We start from the raw sequence: 25,641 nt of genomic DNA, 5'->3' as shown, positions 1-25,641 counted from the left end.
TTATATTTTAGTTTTATTAATCAAAGATTGTTTTAATGTAACTGGATCAACATATTCAACCTGAACACCAAGTGGAATTCCCATTGAAAGTTGATAGGCGTTATCAAAATTAATTTTATCTTTAAGAATTTTCTTAATAAATTGTGTGGTAAATTGTCCTTCAACTGTTGCAGATAAAGCAATTACAATTTCTGAAACATTTTTTGCCATAGGCAGTAGTTTTTCTAGGTTTCGATCAAATTTTTCGCTTGGTTTTTTTAGATCATATAACTCTTCTAAAATGAAGTATTTACCGCTATAAATTTCTAGCGCTTCAAATTTTTTCAAATCTTCTTGACTCAAAACTATCATAAGTTTTTGTTGGCGTGATTTATCTAAACAAATACTACAAATCTCAGCATCTGAATATAAATTGCAGTTTTGACATTTTTTTAACTTATCTTTTAACTGTTTCATTAGCTGATAAATATTTTCGAGTCTGCTCACATCATTTTCTAAAAAATAACTAATAATTTTTTGGGCTTGACGTTTGCTAATACCCGGAATTGCCTTTAGTAGCAATTCAAGCTCCTCATTTGTGTTCTTCATGCTAGAAAGGCAGTCCGCCGCCAGCATATTTAGCGTTTATTTGGTCATATTCTTCATCAATTGTTTCAATAGCTTCATTAACAGCAATTAAAACTAAATCTTGTAATAATTCTGGATCATCTGGGTCAATTAAAGCTGGATTAATTTCAACTTTGGTTACCTTACGAGTTCCTAGCATGGTAATCTTTATTCCTTGTTTTTCAATTACAAATTCTTTTTTAGCAATTAGCTGCTCTTCTTTTTCTAATTCACCTTGAATTCTTTTTGCTTTTTTAAGCATTTCATTAATATTGTTCATATTTATCTCCTACTATTTTTTAATTTTAAATTTTTCACCAAAAGTTTCCATGGCTCAATCAATACTTGCAGAAGATTCATCGTAACGTTTTGATAAATCCTCTAATTTTTTAATTTTTCTACTTTTTAGTGCTTCTTTGTTATTTAGTCAGTAATTTTTAGCATCTTCAATTTGTTTTTCAGTAATTGCAAATAAGTGAACATAGCGATTAAAAATTTTATATGCTCCCTTAATTAAACTATCACGATAAGCATTACGGTTTAAGTCAAAAACCTTATCATCAAATGAAGAACTAAATAAAATGAAGTCATGTGATGAAAAGATAATTTTGAAATTACTTAAAATATCTTTAACTTGTTTATCCGATTCTGAATCCGAAAGTTTAGAGTCAATTAAACTGTATTTGATATTATCATTAAGTGTTAAATTAGCATTTTCATAACCCGGTTTTGCCATTTTTGCATACTGTTTTACTAGTAAACAATCAATGATTTGATCTAGACTAACTGTATCAGACCCTACTGGCTCATCATTTTTAGCACTACTTTGTACTTCTGTGTTTTCAACATCATAATTACTCGTTACAATCGCATCGCTTATTTGAGCATTTTCCAGTTCATTGGTTGTTTCTGATAGTAAAATTTCAGCGGTTTTTTCAAGAATTTCATCAACATTAACTTCTTCAATGTTCAGATCAACAAGTTCTTTCTTTTCACTAAAAGTGTTGGCGATAGATGATAGATTGAATTTTGAATTTAGTTCTTCCTGCTCAAGTGAAGTTTTTTTCAAAACCTTATTCACTGGTTTGAAATTATCTTCGCTAGCATAGTCATTTCTCACTTTTAAGTTAGTATCTTTTGATTCACGGTCCGATTTAGCCATTTTCATTAAGCATAGTTCAAATGTTTGCTTAGGAAAATCTGAATATTTTAGTTCTTTCAAAGAAATTAAAATAATATCAAGAAATTCATATGCGTGGCTAATGTTATCAATAGTAATTTTTTTAAGACTCTCTTCAGTTAACTCTTCAACTAAACGCATACTGTTAGTTTTCTTATAAATAATAAAATCTTTTAGTATATCAACAATTTGGTTTAAAAGGATGACGATGTCAGTACCTTTTTCCAGTAAATCATTTGAAAATAGTAGCAATTGTTCTAAATTGTTTGAAGCTGCTAAGTTAATTAATTTAATGATGTTATCAGAATTGGAAATTGCAAATAAATCTTCAACTGCGCCTTTAGTTATTTTTTCATTAGCACAATAAATAGCAATTTGATCAGCTAAACTAAGTGTATCACGAAAGCTACCATTGCCAAGTTTACTAATAAGCTGGATAGCATCTTCATCAGCCCCAATTTGCTCTTTTTCAAAAATCTTTTTAAGTTCAGAAACTAGTGTGCTAAGTTCCATTTTTTTAAAATTAAATCTCTGGACGCGACTGAGAATTGTAAGCGGAATTTTTTGTGGATCAGTTGTTGCTAGAATAAAAATAACATATTCAGGTGGTTCTTCTAATGTTTTCAGTAGTGCATTAAATGCTCCCTTAGAAAGCATATGCACTTCATCAATAATGTAAATTTTATATTTACTATTTGTTGGCATGTGCTTAACTTTTTCACGAAGTTCACGAATATCATCAATGCCGGTGTTAGAAGCCGCATCAATTTCAATAATATCAAGATTTCGATCAATATTAGCAATGCATTGTTGACATGGAACTAAGATGTCTTCAGTGTGTCCACAATTAATGGTATTAGCAAAAACTTTAGCAGTACTAGTTTTTCCATTTCCATGTGGACCACAGAAAAGATAAGCGTGACCAATTTTATGATTTAAAATAATATTTTTTAGTGTTCTAACAATATGCTCTTGACCTTTTATATCCTCAAATTTCTGGGGACGATATTGACGATATAATGCTAAATATTTATCAGACAAAGACATGTGTAAACCTTTCCTAACTAACTAGTTATATTTTATCAAAACTAACTTTTGGTTTTGTAATTATTAATTATAATAATATAAATAGGAATATTATGAAAGATATTAATAAAAAAAGAAAAATTAAAATTGATAGCAGTCATTTAAACTATTTAATTGCTATTTGACTTGGATCATTTTTTGCTATTATTGCCATTCTTTCGGCAAGTTTATATGGCATAAGGTTAAGCAGGTCAAGTTTAATTTTAATTTCAGTAACCCAAATTTTAGTTACTTTCGCTACTGTTTATATTGCGGTCTGTTATTTTCCAATCAGAAAGGTATTTAAAGATAGGTTGCCGAGAATAGTTACTAAATTTCAGCTAATTTCAATGTTTATTTTCTTATCACTAGCCGCCGTTTTTATTGTTAATGCTTTTTTAATTCAACCACTATGAACTAATTATTTTAAATTTATTAATGACAGTCAGCAACAAGAAAATGCCTTAAAATATTTAAACATTTTAAAAGTTGAAATGATTGTACTAATGAGTAGCTATTTAGTGCTCATTTTAGTGAATGCAATTATGTTTACAAAATACTTTACTGGAGTAAAATATTGAGAAAGTGAGTAAAATAAATGAAAAAAGAAAAATCTTGTGGAGCAATAATCTTCAAATCAATTAATGGCAGACTAAATGTGCTGCTAATTCAGCAAATTGGTGGACATTGAGGGTTTCCTAAAGGACATGTTGAAGATCATGAAACTGAACATCAAACAGCTATTCGTGAAGTTAAAGAAGAAACAAACATCGAAATTAAAATTGTCGGTGATTTTCGTGAAACTAATAGCTATTCCCCAATAAGAGATATTTATAAAGATGTAATTTATTTTATTGGAATTCCTACAAACAATGAAATTAAAACTCAGGCTTCAGAAATTAGCGAAGCAACATGATATCCAATTGAAGAAGCACTTGAAAAAGTTACTTTCCCAAATGACGTTGCGATATTGCGATTGGCTATTGAATATTTTCAAAAAATGTAATCTTGCTAATAAAAAATAAAAAAATCTCAGTGTAAGAAATTATACAGCTGGGATTTTATTTTTTTACATCGACTAATTCATGCGGTTCAATAATATGATTTTCAACTTTACTATCCAGTTTTAATTCCTTAAGAATACGACTTTCAAGCTCCTCGATTCTTTTATTAATTTCATCTTCTGGAACCCCTTCTCTTTCAAGTTTTTGTCTTTCAGAGTCAACTAAGTATTTTATAAAGTCTTGAACTTGTAAATTTGGCTGTTGCGGTGGAAGATTATTTCCAGAGCTATCAGGACCAATAATTCATGGAAAATTAATTTGACTATTTGATGATGGTAATGCATCATAGTTATTCATTAAGTTAGTAACACACTCTAAAGCAATACGTTTTGTCAATTGACTGAATTTTTTCGAACCTAATTGTGTGTATATTTGGTATGGATTTTTTTGCGAGTATTGTACTAAGTTAGTGCTACGGCGTAGTTTATCCATGACATTAATATGGTCTTGTCAAGCACTATCAAAAACATTCAAAATTATGTTTCTCTCCGAGGAAGCTAGTGATGAGATTCCATATTTATCAATAATATTTTGACGAAGCACATCATATTCTTTTTGTCATACTTTAACAATGTGTTCAACTAATTCCTCACGATCATATTTAATGATTTCTTCGGGTTTGAAATTATGAGATGTTAAAGTCATAAAATTTGAATTAACGTAATTTGAGAAAGCTTCTAAATCAAGGGTATTGTTTTTTTTAACAAAATATGGATTATTAACTGTTTGTTCAGCAGCAACAGTAATCATTTTACGGATAATACTACCTAGATCATCACGGTTTAAAATTAAATCACGTTGTTCATAAATAAGATCACGTTGTTGACGAATAACGTCATCATAATTTAGAACACTTTTTCGACTATCGTAGTTAAATCCTTCGATTTTTTTCTGTGCACGAATAAAGGCTTTGCGAATTCCTTCGCCTTCAATGGGATCTTCACCGTATGATTTAAACATTTCCTTTCATTGATCTTGAATTGAAAAACGCAAAATTAGTTGATCATCTAATGAAAGATAAAATTTAGTATAACCAATATCTCCTTGACGACCAGAACGACCTTTTAATTGGTTATCAATTCTTCTAGATTCAGCTTTTTCAGTTCCTAAAACATAAAGCCCGCCAACTTCCAAAGCTGCTTTTGATGGCTTAATATCAGTGCCCCGTCCAGCCATGTTAGTAGCGATTGTCACTGCTCCCAACTGCCCAGCATTAGAAATAATTTCTGCTTCTGAGGCATCTTGTTTAGCATTTAAAACAGTGTGAGGAATTCCTTCTTCTAAAAGATATTCATGTAGAACTTCAGAGTCTTCAACTTGGGCAGTTCCAATTAGAATTGGTTGCTTCTTTTCATAAACACGTTTAACTTCTTTTACGACGGCCTTTCATTTTGAATGCATGTCAACATAAATTTCGTCTTTATCATCAACTCTGACGATTGGTTTATTAGTTGGTACTTCATTAACACGCATGTTATAGATATCAATAAATTCTTTTTCTTCGGTTTTCGCTGTTCCCGTCATCCCACTAATTTTTTTAAATAATCTAAAAAAGTTTTGATAGGTAATAGTTGCTAGTGTTTTTGTTTCATTTTCTATTTCAACACGCTCTTTAGCTTGAATTGCTTGTTGTAAACCTTCAGAGTATGATCTTCCTTCCATAATTCGACCAGTGAAAGAGTCAACTAGCTCAATTTTATCGTTTCTAACAATATACTCAACATCAAGTTTCATAACTTTATGAGCACGTAAGGCATTTTGGATCCGGTGTACAAGCTCTGAATTTTGAATGTCATATAAATTTTCAAAATTAAAGTACTTATTAGCTTTCTCAATTCCTTCATCGGTTAAATAAACTGATTTGGTTTCTTCATCAATGAAGAAGTCATCCTTGCTCAAGGTTCTAACAAACAAATCGGCAATCGTGTATAGATTGCTTTCATCATTATCGCCACCAGAAATAATTAATGGTGTTTTAGCCTCATCAATTAGAATTGAGTCAACTTCATCAAGCAAAATAAAGTCAAGCCCACGTTGAACTTTTTCTTCTTTTGTCATAACCATGTTATCACGAAGATAGTCAAATCCAAGCTCTGAGTGAATTGAGTAAACAACATCACAGGCATAAGCTTGTCTTTTAAGATCGGGTGCCATTTGGGCTTTATTAATACCAACTGTTAAGCCAAGGAAGTTAAAAACCTGCCCCATTTCTTCGGCATCGCGTTCAGCTAGATATTCATTAACTGTTGAAACAATAACGCTATTACCAGTTAATGCGTTTAAATAAACCGGTGCAATCGAGGTAATAGTTTTCCCCTCACCAGTTTTCATTTCTGCAACTGAACCTAAATCAAGAATTAATCCTCCAATCATTTGAACATCATAAGGTCTCTTGCCTAAAATTCTTTTTGTTGCCTCACGCGAAACAGCGAAAACTTCAGGGCGAATATCATCTGATGTTTCGCCTAATTTCAGTCTCTCTTTGAATTCAATTGTTTTTGCCTTAAGTTGTTCATCACTTAGTTTAGAGATTTCTTTTTCTCAATGATTAATTTTTCTTAATGTTGCTTCAGCAATACGCATTTCTGTAGATTTAAAATTAAATAACTTCATAAATATATATTTTATATGAAATTAATAAATAATGTTTATTAATGAAAATTTAAAAAAAACAGAAATAAAAACTTAGGCAAATCCTAAGTCTTAAAATTATTTTTCAGCTTTCTTAGCTTCTTCTTCAGCCTTGGCTTTAGCAGCTGCTTCAGTGTCAGCTTTTGCTTTAGCAACAATTTTCTCAGTTTGTTTTTCATCAAAGATTTGAATTTCTTTTTTGATTTCCTCTAATTTAGCAAAGTTCTTTGGATCATTTTTCTTCATTAGAGTTTCAATAACTTTTTCGGTAATGAATTTGTTCTCAAAATTTTCAAATCTTAAAATGCCTTTAACACTTTCAACTCCGATTTTGTAAAGGTCAGCAAACTTTTGACATTCAGCGTTATAAGCTTCCTCAGTTGCTTTGATTCCTTCAGCTCCGGCAATTGCACCAAAAATAAAGCTTTTCTTTAGATTTTCAGTTGCTGATTCATCAAAAATTCTAAAAATATCATCTTTAGTATTCTTGGTGAATTCCAAATATTCTTTTTCAGAAATACCTTGCTCTTTTAAGTTGTTTAGTAAGTTTTCGTAGTATTTTCTTGATTCAGATTTTAGTAGTGAATCAGAAATTGCGATTTCTGAAGTAGCAATTAATTTTTTAGTGATATCTTCAATAAATTTAGTTTCTAAATCTGCTAATTTATTTTTGTATGTTTGGATTTCAAGGAATTTTTGAAATTCTTCTAATGTGTTGATACCAGTAATGTTAATTTGCTTAATAAATTCTTCATCAATTTTTGGCATACTTGGAGTTTTGATGTTATTGATTTTAACTTTAAAAATAACTTTTTTACCAGCTAGATGTTTAACATGATAGTTTTCTGGGAAGACTAAATCAAGGTCAGCTTCTTCGCCTCTCTTAAGTCCAACCATTTTTTCTTCAAAGCCGGGTATGAATTGTTTTGATCCAATTTTTAGATCATAACCTTCAGCATCACCACCGTCGAATGCTTCGCCATCAACAAAACCTTTAAAATCAAAGTTAACTTCATCGCCTAATTTAATTGGTTCATCACTGTCAAGTAGCACAACATACTTTTCAATAATCTTCATTTCAGTTTCAAGTAGCTCTTCTTTTGAAAGTTCTAATGAACCAATTTTACCGCCAAGTTTTGAATAATCTCCTAATTTTACTTCAGGGATAATTGGGAAAATAAATTCAACAACTACTTTTGATTCTGAAAATTCTTTGATGTTTAGATCTTCTCTTCCAACAATTTGATCAGTCGGTTCAATTTCTTTTGCAATGTGTTCAGAATAAATGCTATCAAGTTTTGATCTTAGCGCCTTTTCTAGTACTTCTCCTAAACTAATGCGTTTATCAGCTTCACGAGCAGGTACTTTTCCTTTTCTGAATCCTGGAATTTGCACATTTAATCTTAATTTCTCTCTTGCCTTTTCAATTGCTTCTTGTCATTCAGAGCCTTCTAAAACATATGAAATTCTCAATTCTGTCTTTTCTTTATTAATTATTCGTGACATAGTTCTCCTTAAATAATATCTTGTTATATTATATTTTATTTGTTAAATAAATTACAAAAAAACTGCTTATCAATATAAGCTTTGTAATTTATTTTAGTTTCACTTTTATTTGCTAAATATTTGGTAAATAGCTTTTTCTTCGGCATTTAGTTCACTTTTATCTTTTTCACCATATAAAACATTGACAACATTAATTATCTGTTCATAATCATGTGTTGTTTTTCTAAGCAAAATATCAACTCAGTTTTTAAATAAATAAGCTGAAAAAACTTGTCTGGCAACTTTGTTTTTAGCAATGTCTTTGTCAAATGTGGCAAAGATTTCTGCTTGCATTTTTCTAATTCCCGGATTTTCAAGAAAAGAACCAAGTTTTTTAGGATTAATTATCTGCCCCCTAACTGAATAATCAAAATCAATTTGTTTGTTTTGCAGTAGGTCATATATTAAAGTTTGAAATCCCGCGCTATCAAAGTCATGTTGATTAAAGAAATGCTGAAATTCAGCTGCATGCTGCTCAAAATCATCACGTCTTTTCAGTTCATTGTAGTTTAGCATAAAAACATAATCCATTTTCTTACCTTTAAGAGAGTTAATTAAACTAAGGGTATCAAGGGTGGTTTTAACAGCTAAATTATCTTTTTTGATCTGAAAAATAATATTCTGTCTTAATGCCTCTAGGTCAGCAACATCATCTGATAAAATGGCATTTTTTAGATGACCGTCAACTACATATATAGCTCTAATCGGATCATCTTTTCTAATTTCAGTAACTTCAGCTAAAATTCGCTCAAAATCTAGCGCATTAGCATTTTTATTATTATTTGTTTTCATACTAATTATTTTACTCCAATTGCCAAAAAATCTAGGCTATTCGTTGTCTAGGCGCTTATAAATTGTTTTAAAAAAACTGAATTAAAAAAATTGCTTTAAAAATCGTGACGACATTTCTTCAAATTACAATACTTTCTTAGTTTATAAATTTTCTCTTCTGCGAAAAAGGCTTGAGAACTAATCTTATTTTGAATAATTTTTTCAATATTTGCTAAACATATAAAAATTCAAAAAAAATAGTCATTTTTTAAGATATTAAAGGGCAAAAAATACCAATATTTACTAAATTTACATAAATTTTGTCTTATTTTTAATAAAAAAATAACTTTTAACGGCTAAAAAAGTATATTTGTGCGATTTATTTGTGATAATTTGAGCACACAATATATTTTAATAAATATCATGAAAATCCAAAGATATTATTAAAATGCATTTGTGTGAAATAATGTTTACAAAAAGGTAAAAGGAGATTTCAAAAAATGAAAAAACTTACAAAAATAATGATTTCAATCGGTTCGATTGCAAGTGTACTAACTTTACCATTAGTTGCCGCAGCATGCAACAATACAGACAATCCCAAACCCAACCCAAATCCCAATAACCCTAATCCAGCTCCAAATCCTATGCCTCAACCAATGCCAGAACCTAATCCAAAATTAACTGAGGAACAAATAAAAAATAAATTGAATGCAGCTACTTTTACATACAATAAATCAATTACTGATGCAAAAGAATTTTCAATTCAAAACATAGCAATTTCAGACAAAGAATTTATGATTTTATCAGATATGACAAAATCTAATTTCATCGTAAAAAATGAAAAAGAAGCGCAAGTTGAACTAAAGGTTTCTATAGAGAATAAAGAATATACTATTTATGTTAAATTTACAATTGATACTACAAATAAAGCTACTGGCGCAATAATTCAAAAAGATGAATTTGACAAAACTAAAGCAGAATTGGATAAAATTAAAAACGTTCAGTTTGAATTCAAAAATAAGATTACTAAGTTAGAAAATTATAATTTTAATTTCAAAGATTTAATAATTTCTAATCTTCAAGGTTTTTCAATTGACACAGATGACTTTACTTACTTCTTTACTGATACTCATTTAAACGCTAGAATTACTATAAAAAATGATTCAAATATTAAATCTACTCATTATGTAATATTTAAGTTAGAAGAAAATAAACCAAAGTCATCTAATATAGAATTGTCTTTATTTGAAAAAGGAATGAAATTAACACTAGATATTCAAAAAAGAGAGACACTAGGATTAATTAATTCTATTTTAGCTTCAAATTCTATTAAAGATATGTATAGACAAAAACTAAATGCTCTCAAAGAAACTGATAAGGTATACAAGCTTAGAGGAGAAATCATTAATCTTAGAGTAAAGTTCGGAATTCTTTCTACAATTGAAGGGCTTGAAAAGAGAAGTCCAAGTAAATATAATGAATTTAAAAACTTTATTGAAACAAAATGAAAAAGCGATAAAGATTCTGGACAAATTTTCGCATACTTAGCTTCTGAATTATCAAGAGTTAAAAAACTTGATTTAACAAAAAAATTTGAAAAAATGCTAGATTTTGAACATATAAAATCATTTAAAATGCTGTATGAAATCGAAGATAAAATAAACGAAGAATTAAAAATGATGAATATGATGAAGATGAATAAGTAATTATATTTAATAAAAAACACACAGATTTAAAATTGCTAGTCTGTGTGTATTTTTTTATGATACAAAAATTATAAAGCCATCGTCAAATGACTTAATTTTCATTTTAATTTTTGTAAAATTACATGAAGTTAATGATCCTTTTTTGCCTATAAAATAGTATCACTAACTACAGTAATAATTTTTCAGTTGCTATATCATCGCTTTTATCATCTCTATATTTGCCCAATTAATATTTTATTTAGTATAAAAAGCTGTAAAAAAATTGCCCATATTTACTTTTTGTAATAAATTTTCATAGTTTTTAATACTCCAATTTTGAATAATTTATCGTAGTAGAATGGGAAAATCATTTTTGATGAGGTTGATTTTAAGCTACAATTTTGAATTATGTATCACAGATATTAAGTTTTTTTAAGTAGCCATCAAATTATTCATTAAAATTTTAAAAAACCTAAAATAATTCACCCCTACCAGCATTGTCGAAATATCAGCCATAAGCCTACAAAATTTATTTGATTAGGAAGTGTTTTTTCATGGTCTTCTACTGATAATAGTCCATTTTAAAGCATTTTATTTTTTTGGTAATTTAATAACTAAATCTTTGATGATGTTTTCTACAGGAATTAAAATTTAGATATGTTCTAAATTAAGACTTAACAAACTAATCCATATTATTTCTAATATTAATAAATCTTCTGACTAATTTTGTTTGTATTTGTCACGGTAAAATTGGCTCTAATTTAATATTGGATTTTTTATTTTAGGTAAAGTTTGAGGTTTAGTATATTTAGATTTTTCTGGCTTAGCTGATAGAATTTATAACATAACTTCATAGTCGGTGTGTTCATTTCAGAGGTTTAAACTTTAGATATTTCAATATACCGTTTCGTGTTGAGATTTTATCTCTAATCACATCTTTACCGACACATGCTGGAGTTGTTGGCAATAATAATAGGTAAAGAAATTTTGTTCCAAATTCTTGTATATAGAAATACTTGTTTGGTTTAAATTGCCAATTATATTAATAAATTTCATGCCTTTAAAATTTTCACCAAAAAGAAGCTAACAAAAACCGTAAAAAACATAAAATTTCCTCAGCGGAGATTTTATTTTGTAATAGTAATTATATGATTAGTTAATTTCAAGAATCTTTAGTATTTTAGAAACTTTATTTATATCTCATAATTTTAATGATGATTTGGCACTTATTTTAGCTTTGAAAAAATTAATTATTTCAGTAATCGATTCTTTATTTCCTATATTCTTTTGCAATGAGTTTTCTAAGAGATTTAATGGATAAAATAAATATAAATAGTTAACTACCAACAATCTTGAATTACTAATAAATTCCCAATATTTCTTGAAAATTTCTAATTCTGAAAAAAATTTATTTGAATTGCCCGGTAATTTAGATATTGAATTATTTTTTGAATCTAAAAATGAAAAAATATCTAAATATTTAACTGGAGGTATTGTAATAATATCTTGAATTAAATCATCATTTTCTGATGCTTCTCTTCCATTATTTAAGTAATTTTCATAGTCTGCTAGAAGTAATCTAGCATTATCTAACACCTTCTTGTTATTACTATCCTTCTTCTCTAATTGATTCAGTATCTTCTTTGCTTCATTTAGGAATTTATAACTTTTATAATCTTCAATTTTGAGAAATTTTCCAAATTCAGCAAAAGTTAATGAGTATAAATTCAAATATAGGGCATCAGTTTTAACTTGATTAAAATTACATGAAGCCGCTATAAGTGGAAACACAGTAATGGTTACGGGTAAAATTGCTAATCATTTAAGATTTTTTTTCTTCATATATTATTCCTTTACATTTTTAATTTAAAATTTACTTAACTAAATAATTATTTATTTTCACAAATTTAATTAATTTGTTTTTTCATTTCGGCAATGGCATTTTCATTGTTAAAATAGTTTTGTTTGATAAAGTCATTTGATCTGATTCAACAAAAACTTTGAATAATGCACTATTTTCACCATTTTTTTTAGCAGTAGTGTCAAAATTATCTAATCAAAATAAAGTAATAAAAATATATAAAGTTCAAATTTATTGAAATTCTTCAATTTTTTAAACATTTTATAAAGACATGAATATTAATATTTTTATCATTATCACTAAATTCTTGAAAAATATCCAATAAATCTCAAAACATTTTATTTTGGTTGATTAGTTCTTTTGATTAGCAAAAAATTAACTGTTGGATGTTGTTGTTTTTTGCTGTTTTAACCTATTTTAATAAATTAATTTAACTATTTATTAAGCCAGCACTATTATTTGATTTAGATTGCAGCAATTTTAAAGTGTCATATTCTTAGCTAAGTTGAAAATGCATAAAGTTAGCCATTTCTAATGACAATTCCATAATATTTAAAATAACATAATTGTTTTTTATTGCAATCAGTTGGTTTTATCAATATTATTTAAATTATCTAGGTATATATAAGATTTTGGTATCGTATTATATCCATAAAATGACTTTAGATTAGTAAAATGCTGCCAATGATTAATCAGCATGAGAAATGTGACCTAAATTTCTTTTTTATATTATTTCTTTGATGTATTATCTAAATTTTCTAAATAGTTTTTAATTGTTGAAACTTCTTTTTCAATGTTAGCAATAACAATAGCTGAATCTGGTTTTGTAAAAGACGCAACTATTTGGTCAAAAACACTCTTAGCCGCATTGCTAACTTCCATATTAGAATGTGAATAATTATTTAGATGAAACAAAATTTGGAATCAATATCCCGCATATGTAAATGGATAATCCTTTGTTCCAATAGTTTTTAATTCTTCTCAATATTTAAGAAAAACTCGTATGTTGAAATTCTCGTCTTTGTTAAAATGTTTAACAAAATCATTGTATATATTATCCAAAAAACTTCAAAAATTCTTATATGCATTATTCATAGAACTTTCTTGAAGTTTTAGTTGATCCTTTATGTAGTTTATAAGATCTGAATTATTGCTTCTAAAAGTTGCCAAAAGATCTACTGCCGTGTTTAAAACACTCATATTTTTCTTATCCTTATCTCCTAAGTATACAAACATATCTCTTATATACTCATTTTTATCATAATTAAATTCATTTGTGTTTAGTAATCCCTTATAAGCTAAATAGTATAAAGCTAATCATCTAAACTTAATTATTCTTTCTTCTTGCGTTTCAACTTTTGGCATTACTGGTGGAGTTGGTTTTTGAGTTTCAGGCATCATCATGTTTGGATTATTGGGCATATCCATCTTTGGTGGATTTTGCGGACTACCATTATTTGGTGGTGTTATCATCGGATCTTTTGGATTGTCCATCTTTGGTGGATTTTGAGGTGTATCTTTCTTAGGCGGAATATCTTTTGATGGTGGTGTTTGTGGGATATCATTCTTTGGTGGCGTTGGAGTTGGATCTTTTGGTATCATCTGTCCTGGCATGTCATTTTTTGGTGGCATGCCATCATTTGGTGGTGTTATCATCGGATCTTTTGGTGTTTCTTTTGGAGGTGGGGTTTTATCCTTCATCATATCTTTACTGCCACATGCTGCAGCAACTAATGGTGTTGCAACAATAGGTAGTGATAAAGCAATTATTCATTTAATTTTTTTCATAGTAACTTCCTTTTTTACTTGTTATTTTTCTAAATTTTAACATAAGCTAAACGGTCGCAATAATGACCAGAGCATATACAAATTCTTAATTTATTTATTTAATAAATAAATGATAATTCCTAGTGTATTTTACAATCAAATAAGTATAAATTAACGGTTCTAACATTTGTTTACTGACTTTATTTACCAATAACATTAAGAAAAATATAATAGTTTATAATCAATATACAAAGCTCTAATTTAATGTTGAGAGATCAAAAATTTTCGAAATTATAGTGAATATAAAAACAAAAAATCCATCGAATATGGATTAGTTTGTTGCGTTAGATTATTAATTACTTAATAAATTTTTTTATTAGATTTAGTTTCTTTTCAGTATACGGATGCGATTGTAATTTTAGGTTATGTAAAAAGTTTCTTTTAAAATAACTTTGTTCATAACTAAACGATTTGAAGCCGGCATATCCATGGCTGCGGCCGATTCCAGAACTCCCAATACCACCAAATGGTAGATTGTAATTGGCAATAAAACCAATACTATCGTTGACAACAAAAGAACCACTTTTCGCATACTTAAAAATATTATTTATGAAAATTTTATTATCAGAGAAAACATAAATTGCTAGCGGGCTTTCCATTTTTATTAATATATTTTTTAGGTCCTCTTCACTCTTGTAGATAACAATTGGTAGAATTGGACCAAAAATTTCCTCATTCATAATTTTTTGGCTAAAATCCGCTTTCATAAAGGTTAGTTTATGTTCATTAAAGCTATAATTGCTAATATCATTAAGTCTATTTACGTTGGCATCATTAATAATTTTAGCAATCTCTAAATGACTTTTAAACTCAGACATCTTTTGGTTAAAGAGTGTCATGATATCATTAACTTGACTCTCTTTAACTAATAGAAAATCAGGGGCAATACATGTCTGTCCTAAATTTAGAATTTTAGCATTAAAGATATTATCTACCATTACTCTCAGATCTTTAAGTTCATCAACAATAACCGGACATTTACCACCAAGTTCTAGCACTACCGGTGTTAAATGTTTAGCTGCTTTTTCATAAACAATTTTGCCGACACTTGTGCTCCCGGTAAAGAAAATCATGTCAAATTTTTGTTCAAGCAGTCATTTAGCACTATCAAGCGATGTATCAGAGCAGTAAATTAACGATGAATCAAAGTTATTGTTAATTAGTTTAATTAATAAATCACTTGTATTTTGGCTATGCTCTGAGCTTTTAATCATAATGCGGTTACCAGCACTAATTGCCGAAATTAAGGGACTTAGTGTTAAATAAACGGGATAGTTTCAGGGGCTAATAATCAAAACATGTCCGCGTGGTCGAAAAATAGTTTGTGATTTTGAGCCAATTAAATAAAAAGGACTCTTAACACGTTTGGCCTTTGCTCAACTTTTGGTTTTTTTAATCGCTAAATTAAGCTCTTGATAAGTAATTGCTAGCTCACTTAAATAAGTTTCATTTTTATGCTTATTTAAATCTTTCTTTAAGGCTCAGAAAATCGCTTCTTCATTTGCTTTAATAATAGCCTTTAGTTTTTTAAGCATTTCAATGCGACTTTCAATATCGATATAAGAGCTTTCACTTAACTGTTTTTGTTTTAAATATATTTCTTGCATAATCTAATTTTATAACAAAAAAATAAATCAAAATAATAAGCAATGATTTATAAAATTAAGCTACTATTTTTTAAGATACAATTCCTTTTAAAAATGCACATTATAAATTCTGATTTTTTCAAAAATATTTAAATTGAATAAAATTTAATTTTATTTATCAATGGTTTGTTTATTTCTTAATTTTCTCTTTCTTTTTACAATAATAGCAATTAAAGCAGCAATAGCAATAGCAATCACTAGAAAAATAGTGATTAGGATAATAACAATATTTTTTGTTTTATCATGAACTTTGGTTAATTGATAATGAAACATTAACTCACCAAAACAATTGCTATTTGAATCAAAATTAACTAAAATTCTCTGATTTGATTTATCAACTTTAATTTTGAAATTCAAATTCTCTAAATTAATAGATTTTAAAATATTTTTAATTATTGGAGTTAAGCAATCATCACAAATATCTTTATCTACAAATTCACCCAATTCAAAATTAATTTTTTTATCGGCAATTAAATCTTGAATATTTTGTTTTTTAGATAATGTAATTTTAACTTCACCTAGATAATCAGCACTATTTTCTTTTGCTTTAATTACAAAGATATTTTCTGCGCTTAACATTGTAAAATCTAGTTGATCAAGATCAATTTGTGGATATTTCGCTTTTATTAGTTTTTGAACTTGACTAATGGTTAACTCTTCAACTTTTAGTGTCTCATTAATTTTAATGATTGTGTTAAGATTTTGCTTAGCTGAAATTTCAAAGCTCAAATCGCTAATATTTGAATAATCAGCACTGCCATCAACTACTTTAATAGTGATATTATTGCCAGTGATGGTAATTTTTAGTTGATCTCATTTAATTTCTTTACCAGCATTTGCTTCATTTAAAACACGTTTGATTTCTTCTTCGCTGATAGCATTAACTTTACCTAGGCTATTAACTTTGATTTCTTTTGTTAAATCAATTTTAACAGCAACATTAAAGCTAAGATGAGTAGTATTTGAATAATCAGCACTGCCATCAACTACTTTAATAGTGATATTATTGCCAGTGATGGTAATTTTTAGTTGGTCTCATTTAATTTCTTTACCGGAATTTGCTTCATTTACAACCCGTTTGATTTCTTCTTCGCTGATGGTATTAACTTTTGCTAAATTATCAATTACAATTTCCTCTGCTAAATTTTTTTTGAAATTAAGTTTAATTTGAACTTCACCTAGATAATCAGCACTATTTTCTTTTGCTTTAATTACAAAGATATTTTCTGCGCTTAACATTGTAAAATCTAGTTGATCAAGATCAATTTGTGGATATTTCTCTCCAATTAATTTAGTAATTTCCTCAATTGAATTTTCATCAACCACTGTCAGATGATCAATTTTAATGACACTAGCAAGATCTAATTTTTTTACAACCTTAAAAGTAATAGTATCATTTTTTAAATAATCAGCACTACTGTCTAAAACAGAAATTACTATTTGGTCGTTGTCAATAGCAATTTTTAGTTGATCTCATTGAATATTTTTACCAACATTAGCTTCACTGATAACTCTTTTAACTTCGTCTTCAGTAATGCTATTAACTTTTGCTAAATTATCAATTGCAATTTCCTCTGCTAAATTTTTTTTGAAATTAAGTTTAATTCGAACTTCAGCTAGATAATCAGCACTATTTTCTTTTGCTTTAATTACAAAGATATTTTCTGCGCTTAACATTGTAAAATCTAGTTGATCAAGATCAATTTGTGGATATTTCGCTTTTATTAATTTAGTAATTTCCTCAATTGAATTTTCAGCAACTACTGTCAGATGATCAATTTTAATAACACTAGCAAGGTCTAATTTTTTTACAACCCTAAAAGTAATAGTGCCATTTTTTAAATAATCTTCACTACTATCTAAAACAGAAATTACTATTTGGTCGTTGTCAATAGCAATTTTTAGTTGATCTCATTGAATATTTTTACCAACATTAGCTTCACTGATAACTCTTTTAACTTCATCTTCAGTTATGCTATTAACTTTTGCTAAATTATCAATTACAATCTCTTTTGCTAAATTTTTTTTGAAGTTAAGTTTAATTTTAACTATATCATCATAATATGCAGCAGAATAATCGGAAACCATTATTTCTATATATTCATCTCTTAGTGAAAGAATATTAAAAGCTAATGTTCCTCAATTAATTTTAGGTTCATTATTATTGACGCTAATTATTTTAATAATTTCATTTCTTTGCGCAACAAGGTTGGTAATTTTTTCAGTTTTTTCAAATTCAAGATTTGGAATTAAATATTTAAGACTTCTCAGAAATTTTTGTGGAATGTTTTGTAAATTGTTACTAAGTGCAGATCCTTTATAAAAGTTTTTGTATTCTTTGACATTCTCAACATTTCAATTCAATAAATTTTGATTAAATTTTTTCGCATTTTCAAACATTGACGACATATCCGCGACTCTTTCAACATTTCAACTAGAAAGATCCTGATTAAAATTTTCACAATCCTTGAATGCGTCTTTAAGTGATGTTATTTGAATTGGTAAATCATTGGGAACTGCAGTCACATTTTTATCAAATTTTTCAATTTGATACTGACCATTTTCGTTTTTAAAATATCCAATTTTAGTGCATATTGTTCCATCATATGTAGCCGGCACTTTTGAATTTTCGTAATTAAATTCCAAATTGTTTATTATGGAAATGTCAAATAAATTTTTGGACTCATTTTTATTATTAATTTTACTTGAAATAAGAGTAACTGGTAAACTTATGATAGAAATAACTGGGATAATACTAAATAATTTTAATTTATTTTTCATTTTATTAATTTTCCTTAATGAATATTTTTCACACTATTATTTTCTTAAGACAGATTTAGAAACAACAATAAAATAAAATGGAAATTTAAAATATATAATTATATATATTATATAATTAAACACAAAATTTCGTGAATTTAAATAACATATTTGTATTTGAAATTATTAATTTTGGGTTTTCTGTATCGTCGATAATGTATTTGTCAACTTTTGATTTTCTTCACATGTAATTTTGTTTAGTTTTGTACAAGTATTCTAACTTTATTAACAATAACCATAGTAATGGTAGAGTTTTTTTGTAATTTATGTCCATTCATTTTAATTATTGTTTTTGATCATATTATTTATGCAATAACTAAAATAACTCATATTTCTCTCTTTCATAAATTGTTATTTATATTTTTTGATTTTGTTTGAATATAAGTATTTATGTAATTTAAATACTGAATTTTTGAACTGTTTTTATGATTTTGATAGCCAAAAAATAGCAAATAATTTTAATAAATAATTCAGTAAAAATACTAATAAAATCACTTTCTCCAGGGTCAATCGCGAGTGTGATCAGCTTGCCATTGATCGCTGCATCATGTGGTGGAACCAAAAAAGAGGACCCAAAACCTAATAATCCTAGTCAAAAAGATGTTCAGGATAGTTTAAATAACGTTACTGTTACTGTTGTTGATAAAAACAAATTAGCTAGTGCAGTTAAAGTAGCTGATGTTACAGTTAATGGAAAAGCAAATGGCTTTACTTATGTGATAGAAAGCATTATTCCAAATGATACAGCTGGTGAGCTTGCTGTTAAAGTTAAATCAAGCAAGGGTGACATAAGTGCTACAAAAGATCTAAAAATCGAAGGATTCACAAAAAAAATTACCCCTGCACCTGAGGATGAAGAACAAAAATTAAGAAGAGAAGTTTCATTTACATACAATGGAACAATTACTGAAAGTTCAACCCCACAAAATTTTAAGGATAATATTAGATTATCTGGAAATAGTACTTTTGTAATTGACCCTGGAGGTACAATAATTGTTAAAATAAAAACAGAAGCATCTAGCGTGCCTCCAACAGTCAAAAAATATGCTTTAATAAAATTAACTTTAAAAAAGGAAAGTAAATCACTTGATTTCTATGTAAAATTTGCTTTGAATACTGCAAATGTAATGGGAATTAAAACTGACAAAGAAGAGTTTGATTTAATCAAAAATCAAGAACAACAATTAATGCCAGAACCAATTCCGAATCCAACACCGGATGATGGAAATTCAAATGCCAAAATAATTGCCAAGAGCGAGATTGAAAAATTAAATAAATTATTCTCAAAATTAGAATTAAAAAATCCAAATTCTGAAAAAATGTTTAAAGTAGAATTAAAAAAAATAGAGGATTCAAAAAAATCTCAGTTTGAAAATTATTTGAAAAATGTATCTGAATTAAAAAAGAATATATCAAGTTCTGATTATGAAAATAAATTAGCTTCCTTATTAAATATGCAAAATATAAATAATGAAAAATATTCTGATGAAAAACAAAATTTAATAAATAAATTTTTCAACATTAAAAATACTGAAATTATAACTAATGAAGACATTGTTAAATTAAATAATTCAAACACACTGGAAAATACCCAAAAAATAATTTTAGAAATTTCTAGTAAGTTTAGTAAAGAAATAGATAAAGAGTTAATCTCCTTATTAAATGATTCTAAAAAAATAATAGATTTTGCTAATGAAATTAATGACAATAAAATTTCAGATGATATGATTAGCAAATCTATAGAAGCCTTAAAAATATTGTATAAACAAATGAATTTTGGATTTGGTAGCTATTCTAATTATAGCGATTTAGTTAAGTCAAAAATTAAAGACCTTTTGAATGATGAAAATAAGAAAAGGGAATTTATAAAAAATACTCAAAAACAACTAAAAATTCGAGAAGATATTTATAAAAGAGTTATCGTGTTACTTAATAATAATGAAAAATTATCATTTACAAACCCCTTAGAATCAATATTAGAATTAAAATGAATTTTGGAATTTAGCAAATTACCTGTTGCGGGATATGTTATTCTTAGAAATCAAAACTTAATTGAAAAAATAAAAATATTTTTATTACAACAAACAAACTCAAATGATTTAAATACTCAGAAAATAGCAAAGGAAATAAATGATTTTGTAAAAAAATCTTCAATCTTATTAAAAGAATTAAAATTAGAACAAACAAAACAAAAATTGCTATCTTATGGTTTTAATAAAAATTCTGACATTGATTCTTGGATATCTAAAATTGAACAAAATCAATTTAATAAATTTTTAAATTTCGCAAAAGAAATTAAAATAGAAATTCAAAAACCAGAACAAAATAAATTAAAAATAATTAATTTAATTAAAAGCTTTTTAAATTTAGAAATTAAAAGTATAGATATTATTTAATATTTCATTGTTTCATAAGCAAAAAATCCTTTTGCAAGTATCTTGCTTTAGGATTTTAATTTATCTTTAAAATTGCTTTATCTTCTTGTGTTTAATATTTGTCATTATTTTTTAGAATCAAAATTTAATTTATTTAGATAATTTTTTTTGTTCAACCAGTTAGGGGTTATAGTATCTTAAATAACATAATTAAAATAATATTCAAATTTACATAAACTTAATAATAAAAAAATTTGGGTACAAGCATTGTGCATTTTTTATTACCCCGAACTTTATATTAATAAATAATTATTTAACAAAAATATTTATGCTTTTTGTTTCCAATTTCATTAAATTTATCTTCTGGTACTAGAACACCACCAGAATCTTTATTTTTGTATGGAAATTCAACATAGACATCAAATAATTTTTAATTAAATTTATCTTTTATTTCAAACTTAGCTATGATTTTTTTATTAGTTTTGCCATATTTTAGAACTTTAAATTAGTGTTTAAAAATTTCTTCAATTCCAGCCCCCTTTAACATTACATTAGCAGATGAAAATGATTTTTCAGTGATGGTGTTATTATCTAATTTTTGAGAATATGTAAGCTTAGCATAAGCATTAAATTTTTTTGCAATTTTATGATTTTTTTCTTCTACTAATTTTTTAAAATCCGATTCATTTTTGAAAACACCTTTTGAATAATTATCTTTGTTTTTAAATTCTATATAAAAAGTATGCAATTTTTTGTTATCTTTTTTTATGTTAAATTTAACAATTATCTTAATATTTTTTGAATCCCTTTCTAAATCAATAATATTCAAACTACATGAACATAATTTATTTTATTCATCAAATATTTTAAACCTACTTTTTCAAAATAAACAACATTTAAAATTCCTTCATAAATTATTTTGTTTTCATTTTTTTCTTTTATTTGTTGTTCAATTTCAATTTATGGCATTTGTTGTTGTTCTCAATTTTTAATTAAATCGAACTCTTCTTTGTCAGTTTCAATTCTCATTACATTTTGCAGTATTCAAAGCAAATTTTACATAGAAATCAAGTGATTTACTTTCCTTCTTTAAAGTTAATTTTATTAAAGCATATTTTTTGACTATTGGAGGCACGCTAGATGCTTCTGTTTTTATTTTAACAATTATTGTACCTCCAGAGTCAATTACAAAAGTACTATTTTCAGATAATCTAATATTATCCTTAAAATTTTGTGGGGATTGAACTCTCAGCAATTGTTTCATTGTATGTAAATGAAACTTCTCTTCTTAATTTTTGTTCTTCATCCTCAGGTGCCGGGGTAATTTTTTTGTGAATCCTTCGATTTTTAGATCTTTTGTAGCACTTATGTCACCCTTGCTTGATTTAACTTTAATAGCAAGTTCACCAGCTGTATCATTTGGAATAATGCTTTCTATCACATAAGTAAATCCATTTGCTTTTCCATTAATTGTAACATCAGCTATTTTAACTGCACTAGCTAATTTGTTTTTATCAACAACAGTAACAGTAACGTTATTTAAACTATCTTGAACATCTTTTTGACTAGGATTATTAGGTTTTGAGCCCTCTTTTTGGTTCCACCACATGATGCAGCAATCAAAGACAAGCTGATTACACTCGTGATTGACTCTTGAAATAGTATTTTAGGCTATTTTTTAACAAAAAATATCTAAATGTAAGCTTTTAAAAAATAATTGTCTAGTAGAATTTTGCGTGATTATTAAATCAATTTTCCATATAACAAAAAGTTCGAGTTTTATTTTAACTTGAACTTTTTGTTATAAAAATCACGTAATTAATAGATTAATTTAATTTATTTATATTTTTCAATAAATCTTTGAAATTTACATTTACATTTTCACATTTAATGTGTCAAATTCATTTTGTGTTGTGAATGTTATTTTAGTTTTAGCTGATTCTAATTCAAATTTCACATAATAGGTAAATGTTTCAGAATTTTTTGTTGCTAAAACTTTAACGATCGCTTTAGAATCATTTTTTTGTACTTCTTTAGCTTCGATTGTAGTTCCTGCTGGAAGTTGTTCACCTTTTACTTTATCTAAGCTAAAATCCTTAATTACTAATGTACCTTCGTATTTAATTTTATTTTCAATTTCAGCTTTAACTGTAGCTTCCTTTTGTTGCTTTGCCAATGTATCAAATTCATTTTGTGTTGTGAATGTTATTTTAGTTTTAGCTGATTCTAATTCAAATTTCACATAATAGGTAAATGTTTCAGAATTTTTTGTTGCTAAAACTTTAACGATCGCTTTAGAATCATTTTTTTGTACTTCTTTAGCTTCGATTGTAGTTCCTGCTGGAAGTTGTTCACCTTTTACTTTATCTAAGCTAAAATCCTTAATTACTAATGTACCTTCGTATTTAATTTTATTTTCAATTTCAGCTTTAACTGTAGCTTCCTTTTGTTGCTTTGCCAATGTATCAAATTCATTTTGTGTTGTGAATGTTATTTTAGTTTTAGCTGATTCTAATTCAAATTTCACATAATAGGTAAATGTTTCAGAATTTTTTGTTGCTAAAACTTTAACGATCGCTTTAGAATCATTTTTTTGTACTTCTTTAGCTTCGATTGTAGTTCCTGCTGGAAGTTGTTCACCTTTTACTTTATCTAAGCTAAAATCCTTAATTACTAATGTACCTTCGTATTTAATTTTATTTTCAATTTCAGCTTTAACTGTAGCTTCCTTTTGTTGCTTTGCCAATGTATCAAATTCATTTTGTGTTGTGAATGTTATTTTAGTTTTAGCTGATTCTAATTCAAATTTCACATAATAGGTAAATGTTTCAGAATTTTTTGTTGCTAAAACTTTAACGATCGCTTTAGAATCATTTTTTTGTACTTCTTTAGCTTCGATTGTAGTTCCTGCTGGAAGTTGTTCACCTTTTACTTTATCTAAGCTAAAATCCTTAATTACTAATGTACCTTCGTATTTAATTTTATTTTCAATTTCAGCTTTAACTGTAGCTTCCTTTTGTTGCTTTGCCAATGTATCAAATTCATTTTGTGTTGTGAATGTTATTTTAGTTTTAGCTGATTCTAATTCAAATTTCACATAATAGGTAAATGTTTCAGAATTTTTTGTTGCTAAAACTTTAACGATCGCTTTAGAATCATTTTTTTGTACTTCTTTAGCTTCGATTGTAGTTCCTGCTGGAAGTTGTTCACCTTTTACTTTATCTAAGCTAAAATCCTTAACTACTAATGTACCTTCGTATTTAATTTTATTTTCAATTTCAGCTTTAACTGTAGCTCTTTTTAAATTATCAAATACTAATTTATCTACAAAGTCACCTTTTTCCTTAGTAAACCTTACATATACATCAAATTCATTAATTTCAGTTTTTGAAATTCTAATTTTTAGTACTAAGTATTTATCTCCTGTTGAGAAAGTTCCTGTTTCTTTTTCCAATATTTTGTATGCAAATCCAAAATTTTCAACAAGTCTTAATTTTGTTTCGTCAAATTTATTTCTTAAATTTCCATTATATACAAATTCTGCTTGACTCTTAAATTCATTTTCATTTGCAGGCACAGATATTTTAATATCTTCACCATCATCAAATTCCGTTTTTAAAACTTGGATGCCGACAGGATTATTTTGTTTAGTTTGAAATTTTACATAAAAATCAAATATTTTATTTTCCTTTGTTAGTGTTAATTTCGCAATAGCAAATGTTTGTCTAGTTGGAAAAATTGAATTTGATAATCCTGTATTTTTTCTAAGAACAGTTTTACTTCTGTCGATATTAAATCCATCATTTTTGCCTAAAGTAATTTTAGTATTGTCAAAATCAGTTACTGTCTCATTTATTGTGCCATTGTAACCAAAAGTAATTTTTTTTGCCAATTTTTCTTGTTCAGTTTCAGGAGTTGGAGATGGTTTTTGTCCATTATCTCCTTGATTATCACCATTTTGACTATTTTCTCTTGTAAAACCACTAATTTTTAGGTCTCTTGTTGCGCTTACTTGTCCCTTACTTGATTTAACTCTTATAGTAAGTTCACCAGTAGTGTTATTTGGTGTAAGACCTTCTACTACATAGGTAAAACCGTCGACCTTTCCCCCGATTGTAACATCTGCTACCTGAACTGCATTAGGTAATTTATTTTTATCGGTAACGCTAACAGTAACATTATTTAAACTGTCTTGAACCTCTTTTAGCTCTGGATTATTAGGTTTTGGGTCCTCTTTTTTGGTTCCACCACATGATGCAGCGATCAATGGCAAGCTGATCACACTCGCGATTGACCCTAGTGAAATCATTAATTTTGTAGATTTTTTCATTTTATATTTAAAATCTCCTTTTTATATTTATTTTTTATTTTGTGCACAAAATTTAATTTAAAAGCATTCACATTTTTAATTGTTATATGTAGTGACATGCTTCTAAAAAATAATGCACACATATAATAGCATAAAATTCATTTTTTGATAATTTTTTGTAATTTATACGTCTTAATTGACTAAAAAATTAAAATATAAGTCAAAATAAAATGTCATTTTTAATTATTTTGTGTCA

The 25,641-nt window shown here is 27.2% G+C and carries 18 protein-coding genes; 4 read left to right on the top strand and 14 right to left on the bottom strand.

Annotated features, from left to right (window positions below; translation table 4 throughout):
- Genes HGG64_RS02445 through dnaX form a run of 3 tightly spaced genes read right to left on the bottom strand, consistent with a single transcriptional unit; the run spans position 1 to position 2,833 of the window.
- Entirely contained in the window at positions 1-588 is a 588-nt protein-coding gene (locus HGG64_RS02445; protein ID WP_169580373.1) for a toprim domain-containing protein, read from the bottom strand.
- 1 nt (position 589) lies between these two features.
- Complete coding sequence (locus tag HGG64_RS02440; RefSeq protein ID WP_169580372.1) at positions 590-886, bottom strand: YbaB/EbfC family nucleoid-associated protein; 297 nt, start codon at positions 884-886, stop codon at positions 590-592.
- A 12-nt stretch (positions 887-898) separates the two neighbouring features.
- Entirely contained in the window at positions 899-2,833 is a 1,935-nt protein-coding gene (gene dnaX, locus HGG64_RS02435; protein ID WP_169580371.1) for a DNA polymerase III subunit gamma/tau, read from the bottom strand.
- A gap of 92 nt (positions 2,834-2,925) precedes the next feature.
- Here dnaX and HGG64_RS02430 point away from each other — a divergent pair, with 92 nt between their 5' ends.
- Both HGG64_RS02430 and HGG64_RS02425 read left to right on the top strand, forming a co-directional pair.
- Positions 2,926-3,444: a lysophospholipid acyltransferase family protein gene (locus HGG64_RS02430; RefSeq protein ID WP_169580370.1), complete on the top strand. Its 519-nt coding sequence runs from the start codon at positions 2,926-2,928 to the stop codon at positions 3,442-3,444.
- A 5-nt stretch (positions 3,445-3,449) separates the two neighbouring features.
- Positions 3,450-3,857: a bis(5'-nucleosyl)-tetraphosphatase gene (locus tag HGG64_RS02425; RefSeq protein WP_169580369.1), complete on the top strand. Its 408-nt coding sequence runs from the start codon at positions 3,450-3,452 to the stop codon at positions 3,855-3,857.
- Between the two features lie 55 nt (positions 3,858-3,912).
- Here the strand turns inward: HGG64_RS02425 and secA are convergent, their stop codons facing one another.
- The 3 genes from secA to HGG64_RS02410 all read right to left on the bottom strand — a co-directional run bounded on the left by secA (position 3,913) and on the right by HGG64_RS02410 (position 8,883).
- The gene (secA, locus tag HGG64_RS02420) at positions 3,913-6,528 is read right to left on the bottom strand and encodes a preprotein translocase subunit SecA (RefSeq protein ID WP_169580368.1); all 2,616 of its coding nucleotides are present in this window, start codon (positions 6,526-6,528) and stop codon (positions 3,913-3,915) included.
- 96 nt (positions 6,529-6,624) lie between these two features.
- Positions 6,625-8,052: a trigger factor gene (gene tig, locus HGG64_RS02415; protein WP_169580367.1), complete on the bottom strand. Its 1,428-nt coding sequence runs from the start codon at positions 8,050-8,052 to the stop codon at positions 6,625-6,627.
- Between the two features lie 105 nt (positions 8,053-8,157).
- Positions 8,158-8,883, bottom strand: a complete 726-nt coding sequence (locus HGG64_RS02410; protein ID WP_169580366.1) for a hypothetical protein — start codon at positions 8,881-8,883, stop codon at positions 8,158-8,160.
- 479 nt (positions 8,884-9,362) lie between these two features.
- On the opposite strand from HGG64_RS02410, the gene HGG64_RS03265 reads away from it, so the two are divergent.
- Positions 9,363-10,568, top strand: a complete 1,206-nt coding sequence (locus HGG64_RS03265) for a variable surface lipoprotein (protein WP_169580365.1) — start codon at positions 9,363-9,365, stop codon at positions 10,566-10,568.
- A gap of 1,131 nt (positions 10,569-11,699) precedes the next feature.
- Here the strand turns inward: HGG64_RS03265 and HGG64_RS02400 are convergent.
- From HGG64_RS02400 to HGG64_RS02385, 4 genes are all read right to left on the bottom strand, one after another.
- A complete protein-coding gene (locus tag HGG64_RS02400) occupies positions 11,700-12,389 on the bottom strand; it encodes a hypothetical protein (protein ID WP_169580364.1) in 690 nt (229 codons plus the stop codon).
- 748 nt (positions 12,390-13,137) lie between these two features.
- Positions 13,138-14,196, bottom strand: a complete 1,059-nt coding sequence (locus tag HGG64_RS02395) for a hypothetical protein (protein WP_169580363.1) — start codon at positions 14,194-14,196, stop codon at positions 13,138-13,140.
- A 335-nt stretch (positions 14,197-14,531) separates the two neighbouring features.
- Positions 14,532-15,842 carry an aldehyde dehydrogenase family protein gene (locus HGG64_RS02390; RefSeq protein ID WP_169580362.1) on the bottom strand — a complete coding sequence of 437 codons (1,311 nt, stop codon included), beginning with the start codon at positions 15,840-15,842 and terminating at the stop codon, positions 14,532-14,534.
- Positions 15,843-15,992: 150 nt separating this feature from the next.
- Positions 15,993-18,662: a BspA family leucine-rich repeat surface protein gene (locus HGG64_RS02385; protein WP_169580361.1), complete on the bottom strand. Its 2,670-nt coding sequence runs from the start codon at positions 18,660-18,662 to the stop codon at positions 15,993-15,995.
- Between the two features lie 491 nt (positions 18,663-19,153).
- Here HGG64_RS02385 and HGG64_RS02380 point away from each other — a divergent pair, with 491 nt between their 5' ends.
- A complete protein-coding gene (locus HGG64_RS02380; RefSeq protein ID WP_338095120.1) occupies positions 19,154-21,097 on the top strand; it encodes a lipoprotein 17-related variable surface protein in 1,944 nt (647 codons plus the stop codon).
- Between the two features lie 484 nt (positions 21,098-21,581).
- Here the strand turns inward: HGG64_RS02380 and HGG64_RS02375 are convergent, their stop codons facing one another.
- The 4 genes from HGG64_RS02375 to HGG64_RS02360 form a co-directional block, all read right to left on the bottom strand.
- Positions 21,582-21,905 carry a hypothetical protein gene (locus HGG64_RS02375; RefSeq protein WP_169580359.1) on the bottom strand — a complete coding sequence of 108 codons (324 nt, stop codon included), beginning with the start codon at positions 21,903-21,905 and terminating at the stop codon, positions 21,582-21,584.
- 159 nt (positions 21,906-22,064) lie between these two features.
- Positions 22,065-22,340, bottom strand: coding sequence for a hypothetical protein (locus HGG64_RS02370; protein ID WP_169580358.1), 276 nt, complete (start codon positions 22,338-22,340; stop codon positions 22,065-22,067).
- A 24-nt stretch (positions 22,341-22,364) separates the two neighbouring features.
- Positions 22,365-22,685, bottom strand: a complete 321-nt coding sequence (locus tag HGG64_RS02365) for a lipoprotein 17-related variable surface protein (RefSeq protein WP_169580357.1) — start codon at positions 22,683-22,685, stop codon at positions 22,365-22,367.
- 264 nt (positions 22,686-22,949) lie between these two features.
- Entirely contained in the window at positions 22,950-25,406 is a 2,457-nt protein-coding gene (locus HGG64_RS02360; protein WP_169580356.1) for a variable surface lipoprotein, read from the bottom strand.
- Positions 25,407-25,641 lie beyond the last annotated feature (235 nt).

Origin of the sequence: Mycoplasma phocoeninasale (assembly GCF_012934885.1) — a bacterium.
GTDB classification, from domain to species: domain Bacteria; phylum Bacillota_I; class Bacilli_A; order Mycoplasmatales; family Metamycoplasmataceae; genus Metamycoplasma; species Metamycoplasma phocoeninasale.
The sequence above is the reverse complement of the archived record's forward strand: the minus strand, read 5'-3'. Positions and strand labels throughout refer to the sequence as shown.